Below are 4,885 nucleotides of genomic sequence, written 5' to 3' on the forward strand. Positions count from 1 at the left end.
ACATGCGAGCGAGAGCCCGTTCGATTCGAACCGATCGTTCATCCCGGGCATCGTCGGCCAACGGCTTCAGGCTCGGGGAGCGCGGTGCATGCGCTTCTTGCCCGGCGTGGCCAGCGTGTAGCCGCGGTTGCGGGCTTCGGGTAGCTCGTCGGGGCTGAAACACAGCGCCACGCCGAGACCGACGAATTCGTTGATGACATCGTCGTCGTTCCACGATTGGAGGTCATAGACGAGCTGGGTGCGCTTGTCGCCCAGGAATCGGCTCGCTTCGAACTTCGGGTGATGATCCATCACTGTCGAAGCTATCTGGAACTACAGACGCCAGCGATAGCTTTGCATCGTCGACAAGCCACTGAGTTTCGATGACGCCGATCCGGGCCACAGCCCGGACCCAGCCGCTGCGCTCTTTCCACTACACGCGCACGTCTCGACCCGTGACTATCTCGATCAAATGTGGGGTCGCCGGTCATTCGCCATCGCGATGCCCGCCGAGGAGGTCCGCTCGACGCACCAGGACACCCTGCTCGGCAACGTGTGGCACCTCGTCAACCCGCTGCTGACCGTGGCCGTGTACTACCTGGTGTTCGCCGTATTTTTGACGGCCAACCGAGGCATCGACAACTACCTACTGTGGCTCACCGTCGGCGTGTTCGTCTTCGGGTTGACCACTCGTTCGGTCCTCGCCGGCGCCACATCGATCACCGCCAACGTCGGCCTGATGCGCGCGATGCGATTCCCCCGTGCGCTGCTGCCGGTCTCCACCGTGCTCGGCCGCCTCCTCACGTTCGGCTTCGAACTTCTCGCAATCGGTTTGGTCGCCGTGATCACCGGACAGGGGTTGAGCCGTCGGGCGCTTGTCCTGCCGCTCATCCTCGTCGTCCACACCGGCTTCAACCTGGGTGTGGCGTTCGTGGCGGCACGGCTCAACGACAGCTACCGCGACGTGCAGCAACTCATCCCGTTCGTCTTCCGCCTGCTGATGTACGTGTCTGGCGTGATGTTCCCCGTTCGCCAGTACGTCGACAGCGCCAACACGCCCGGCTTCATCCGCCGTGCCATCTCGCTCAACCCAATGGTGCAACTTCTCGACCTCTACCGGTGGGTATTTCTCGGGACCCCGGTCGACCTCCTGCGGACCGCTGAGTTGCTTGGCATCATCGCCGTCACACTCATCTTCGGTTTCCGGTTCTTCCGCGTCCGCGAACTCATGTACGGGCGGGCCTGACGTCGTGATGGGCCTGACGTTGTGATGTCATCGGTCCCGGCACTCTCGCTGCGCGTGTCGGACGTGCACGTCGAATACGAGTTGTTCGAAGCTCGGCGCGCGGCCCTGCGGCAACGATTCGCAACGCGGACCGGAGAAGGTCGACGGGTGGTGCATGCCGTCAAGGGTGTGTCCTTCGACGTGAGCGAAGGCGAATCAGTTGGGATGATCGGTTCGAACGGATCAGGAAAATCGACGATCCTCGCAGCGATCGCCGGGATGCTCGCTCCATCACGCGGCGAAATCCTGGTGAGCGACGAACCCAGGTTGATGGGCGTCGGGGCAACACTGATGCCGCTGGCAACCGGAGCACGCAACATCCGGCTCGGTTGCCTCGCACTCGGAATGGCACCCGCCGAGGTCGAAGCACGGTTCGACGAAATCGCCGACTTCACCGAACTCGGCGAAGCAATTGAGCGTCCGCTGCGCACGTACTCGTCGGGCATGCGGGCGCGGCTGCACTTTGCGATCGCCACCGCCATCGCACCGAGAATCCTGCTCATCGACGAGGCGCTGTCGGTCGGCGACAAGAAATTCAAAGAGAAGTCGACCGAACGGATCGAGTCGATCCTCGCATCTGCCGGCACCCTCCTGCTCGTCAGCCATTCGATGGCCGAATTGCGTAAGCACTGCTCACGCGGCATCTGGTTAGAGCAGGGCGTACTACTCGCCGATGGCCCAATCGACGACGTGATCGAGCAGTACGAGAGCGAGCGCTAACCGCGACCGGCACAGATGGGGCGGACGCAGATCTTGCGTGATCAGGAACCGGTCAGCGCCGCGATGGCTTCGCCGGCCGTGCCCTCCACAGCCACGGCCCCGTTGGACACCGCAGCGACACCGAACAGACGCGGAGCCGGCGACGAGCCAGTGCCGGTCACGATGATTGCCCGCACCCAGACGAGGCGATCACCGGCGAACACCGGCGTCATCGGACCGAATTGCACCTTGGAACCATTCGCATTCAGCAACGTGATCGCCCGAGCGATCTCGGGGTCGGCATCGATTGCACTCTGGGCAACCTGCGGACTCAGCAACGGCACCGCATCTGGGCCGACCGCAGCAACACGGAGGTGGATACCACCCGCAAGGTCGTGGTCCGCAACGGCGAGCGCAGCAAGTTCGTCGCGCGTCGAGGTCGGATTTGACGCCGAACCGGGGCCGAGCGGCCGGACCGACGCGAAGCCGTCCGAGTTTCCTGCAAGAACGGTGAATTGATCGACAGGCGGCGCCGGCGACGTGGTCGGTTCGCCGACGGTCGTCGCGGCCGCAGCACTGACTGCCCAACGGCCGGTGCCGTTGAACAACTGCTCGGCAGAATCAACGTGATACCGGCCGAGCAGGGTCGACTGCACCGCCCAGAGGTCGTCGGGATAGCGCACGAGTGAGCGGAGTGCGTCGGGGAACTGGTCGAGCGGTTCGAGCAGCTCGGGATAGATCCTGGCCCATACGTCGAGCACCGGGTCGTCGCCGTCGTCCATCCGATACAGGTGAGTTTCGCCGGTCTCGGCGTCGACGGTTGCCTTGACCGCAGCATGGAGATAGTTGACCTCACGGCCGGCGAGACCGCTCGTGGCCGGCACACCGGCAATGGTCACGAACTGTGCCGATGGGTAGGTCGTTGCCGTGGTGTAGCCGTCAAGTACCCAGGTAATGCGGCCGTCGGTGATGATTGGATACGGGTCGCCGTCGAGCGACAGGAACGGCGCAAGCGCACCAACACGCTCGCTGATCGAACGGCGATACAGGAGCTCGGAATCTGCAGTGAGCTCACTACTCAGTACCGGCTGCGACTCGCCGACGGCGAGACTCAACACCAACCGGCTCCCGAAGCCGCCGAGGTCGATGCCATTGCCGTTGAACTCGGCGCCACCCAACTGCGTGCGTTGTGTTCCGACGATGGCGTACCAGCCGTCGAGGTCTGCACCGAAGTAGATCGGATCGTGATCGACGTCGAACGTGCCCGCCAACGCGCCGACATCAGGCCGGCCGTCGTCGTCGGTGACGTCGGCCGGAACGGCAACCACTCCGTCGCCGTGGGTGTACACCAGGTGTTCCTGCACCCAACCCGACTCGGGCAGATCGGTCCGACTTGCCGAACGGGCCGCGAGGAACACCGGACGTTCGATGCCATCGATGTCGTACCGGTCGATGTCGACGTCGACGATGCGTGTTGCGGTCGTCCCCGACAACACCTGGAGTGCCGGAGCCATCATCGCAAGATCGAAGAGCGGGACGCGCAGTGCATCAACGGCGCCGTCGCCGTTCACGTCGCCATGTACATCGTCGGGTGACGCCAACACAAGCGGCTCGATGTCGACTTCGTCGAGGCCGAACGCAGCGCGCGTGGCATCGAGATTGTCTTCGATCGACCAGAGTTGACGTTCGGCCTCAGCCGGTGCGACAACGAAACGTTCGGTCGCCGACGGCAACACGACGAGCACGGCGAGGTGGACGAACGTTGCAGCCCCGAGTGTGATCAGGAACGGACGCCACTGCAACGTCCGGGCAAGCCACACCGCAGCGAAGCCCACCGCGACCGCGAACAGCGCAACCAGTAACAATCCCGGCTTGGTCAGAGACCGCTCGGTGAACCCCGGCCCATCGAATGTGCCAACCCGATTCGTCGCGATCGAGGGTCGCGCCACGGCCACGTAGTGGACGGCCTGCAACGCAGCAAACGCTGCAGACAACGTCGCCAGATGCGCGATTGCATACGGCGACGAGCGCTGACCCCGACGCCCGAACTGCAGCGCGCCAGATGCGAGATGGGCACAGGCCGACACCACGATGGTAAAGAGGAACAGTTGGCGAAGATACGAACTCGCAGCGGCCAGAAATGGGAGTCGGAACAGGTGGAACCCGATGTCACCGCCGGCGACCGGAGCCGACTGTCCAATGTCGCTTCCATGTTGGAAGAGCAACCACAGTTGCCACTGCTGGCTCGCCGCGAGACCAATGTGATACGCAAAGTACGTGGTGCCCCCGACCAGCAGCCATCGGTGGCCCGGACCCATCCGTTCGTGATAGCGCTCGATGAAGCGTGGTTGCGGCGCCACCCCGTATCGCCCGACGCGCAGCACGAACCAGACGCTCGTCCCCAGGATCGCCGCGGTCAGTAGCCCGGTGCCGACGGCGAGTTCGGTCTGGGCGACGAACCGGATCCGCCAAACGGGCGCGGTCGTGACCGAGTCGAACCACCAGCGGTCCAGCACCACGCCGGCTGCTTGGCGGACCAGAACGAAGAACACGACGATGGCAACGAGACCGCCAACCAATCGCCGCTGCCATGGGCGGCTGTTCTCGATAATCGACACGAACAAAAATCGCGTCGCAGTCACTCGACTCTGCACGCTCCGAATCTACGGCGCCGAACGGCTGACGCGGCAACGCCCGAGTACCGGGTGGCACTCGGGCGTTGCACACAACTGTTTGGGACTGCACGACATCACGAGCCGAACTCAAGAGTTCAACACACCGCCGGGATCAACTGCGGCAATGACGTACAGCGGGGTTGGCGAGTATTCGCCAGGCGATCCAGCCTGTTGACCTAGCGGCCAACCACCTCCAGGATCCCGTAATAACTGTCTGGCATTATATGGACCACCTCCTCTCTCTGGT

The 4,885-nt window shown here is 63.7% G+C and carries 4 protein-coding genes; 2 read left to right on the forward strand and 2 right to left on the reverse strand.

What is annotated here, in order from left to right; all coding sequences use genetic code 11:
• Positions 1–66: 66 nt before the first annotated feature.
• Complete coding sequence (locus tag ACH2EI_RS13210; RefSeq protein WP_395160342.1) at positions 67–291, reverse strand: hypothetical protein; 225 nt, start codon at positions 289–291, stop codon at positions 67–69.
• Between the two features lie 160 nt (positions 292–451).
• Here ACH2EI_RS13210 and ACH2EI_RS13215 point away from each other — a divergent pair, with 160 nt between their 5' ends.
• Both ACH2EI_RS13215 and ACH2EI_RS13220 read left to right on the forward strand, forming a co-directional pair.
• Entirely contained in the window at positions 452–1,225 is a 774-nt protein-coding gene (locus tag ACH2EI_RS13215) for an ABC transporter permease (protein ID WP_395160344.1), read from the forward strand.
• A 24-nt stretch (positions 1,226–1,249) separates the two neighbouring features.
• Entirely contained in the window at positions 1,250–1,984 is a 735-nt protein-coding gene (locus ACH2EI_RS13220; protein WP_395153184.1) for an ABC transporter ATP-binding protein, read from the forward strand.
• Between the two features lie 41 nt (positions 1,985–2,025).
• On the opposite strand, the gene ACH2EI_RS13225 is transcribed toward ACH2EI_RS13220, so the two are convergent.
• A complete protein-coding gene (locus tag ACH2EI_RS13225; protein ID WP_395160346.1) occupies positions 2,026–4,617 on the reverse strand; it encodes a UPF0182 family protein in 2,592 nt (863 codons plus the stop codon).
• Positions 4,618–4,885 lie beyond the last annotated feature (268 nt).

Origin of the sequence: Ilumatobacter sp. (assembly GCF_041688325.1) — a bacterium.
Taxonomy (GTDB): Bacteria; Actinomycetota; Acidimicrobiia; order Acidimicrobiales; family Ilumatobacteraceae; genus Ilumatobacter_A.